The 1,597-nt window shown below is 37.9% G+C and carries 1 protein-coding gene; it reads right to left on the bottom strand.

What is annotated here, in order from left to right; all coding sequences use genetic code 11:
- Window positions 1-55: 55 nt before the first annotated feature.
- Window positions 56-1,462, bottom strand: coding sequence for an ISLre2-like element ISLcr1 family transposase (locus CP367_RS10280; RefSeq protein ID WP_089146280.1), 1,407 nt, complete (start codon window positions 1,460-1,462; stop codon window positions 56-58).
- Window positions 1,463-1,597 lie beyond the last annotated feature (135 nt).

The following is a 1,597-nucleotide window of genomic DNA, read 5'->3' as shown; positions in this document are numbered from 1 at the left end:
GTAAGTGTCAATATTTTTGCGGTAGGTTGTGAACCATTAGTCTAACCTTAATTTCTTAAATATTTATCTGATTTATTTTCCTACCGAAATCATTCAAATAGCTATGACCTGCCGTTAAACTTTCAATTATTCCATGATGAATGCCCAGATGGGTTTCATGCATCTTTCTTAGACTAGCACGAACTGCACCTTTCAATTCTTCCTGATCACCAATATCCAGCTGTCCACCAGCGAACTCACTGCTAAGCCAGTATTCCAGTTCATTGTTTTTGATACAAGTCAGTACACGCAAGATTCCTTCGGCACCATCTTCTGACCAGTATTTTCCTTGCCCTTTGACGCGATAGGTATATTTGCGATGATTGCTTTCACAGCAGCCAATTGCTTTAATTACCGACAAATGACGCATTTTGAATGGTTTTATATCCGCCCAGCGACGATGAAGATAGCTGCGCAGAAGCTTTAGGTTTTCATGATTTTCTGGCGTATTCAGTTCATCAATCAGATTGCTTTCAATCGTGTCTAAAATTACATCAGTTAAGTGACGGTCATATTTAAACTCAACTGCGCTGATCAATTTGCCTTGCATAGCTGGCATAAAGCTTAGACGGTCCTTAATTTTTTTATTCAAGTGAAAGACATCCAAGAAGTGTTCGTGCTGCCGGCAATAACCAACTATTTCATCAAAATCTTTCTTGGCATAACCGGCACCGCCATCGGCATTACTGATGATTAAAGTATCGCTTAAGTCATAGGTATTAGCTAAATAGGTTTTAATTTCTTGCAAAGCATCCAAGCGGCTTAAAGAAACAAACTCTTTGGCCTGAACTCTCTTCCTGCGCTTTTGGCTTAAATTAATAATATCCTCACAGACTTGATAGCGATGAAACTCTAGCCGTTTCTTGGTGCCCTTAATCACAACACCATCGCCTTCAAGATAAAGTACTGGCACCTTTTTCCTTTGGGTAATGCCATCGTATCTTTCTTCCGACTGTTGTTGGTTTTTAATCAGTTTGCCTGCTTGAACTATCAGTTTGCCAACTTGACTATGACTAATGTTAAAACAAGAAAGGGTATTAACTGCCAAAGCAGTGTTACGGTAAGTTGCCACAGCACTAACCTGTAAAACATCCTTCACTGCTAAAACACTATAACGCTTATACTTGTCATAGCCCATCAGCTCATCCAGCGGGTATTTAGCCTTTTTGCCTGGACAAATATATCTCCTGCGCCAATAGCTAATCTCTCCAAAGACAGTTACAACTGAACGCTTATTTCTCTTTTCAATCTGATAGCCTTGCTTTTTAGTCTCCTCAACTAAACCAGCATCAACTTCTTCTAGCGCTAGTTTCATTAATTCTCTAATTAGATTAAAGAAATAGCACATTAATGCCTTTTCACGAGCAATAACATTATTTTCAGACTTAATAATTTTCACGATATCAGTTATAATAGATTCCATAAAAGACCAGCTTCTAATGTGTTTTTGTTCTTAACATCAGACTACTGGTCTTTTTGTTTTAGCTCAAGTCCAAATTCAAAGGACTTGAGCTTTTTAATTATTTATTCAACTTACCGCAAAAAATTATACACTTAG

The sequence above is a fragment of the Lactobacillus sp. UMNPBX16 genome, assembly GCF_002553775.1.
Classification (GTDB): domain Bacteria; phylum Bacillota; class Bacilli; order Lactobacillales; family Lactobacillaceae; genus Lactobacillus; species Lactobacillus crispatus.
Note: the sequence above shows the minus strand (reverse complement) of the source record. Positions and strands in the feature narration are given on the sequence as shown.

Excerpts from the sequence above, each read along its gene's own strand:
- CP367_RS10280 (WP_089146280.1), bottom strand. The coding sequence starts at position 1,462 with ATGGAATCTATTATAACTGATATCGTGAAAATTATTAAGTCTGAAAAT.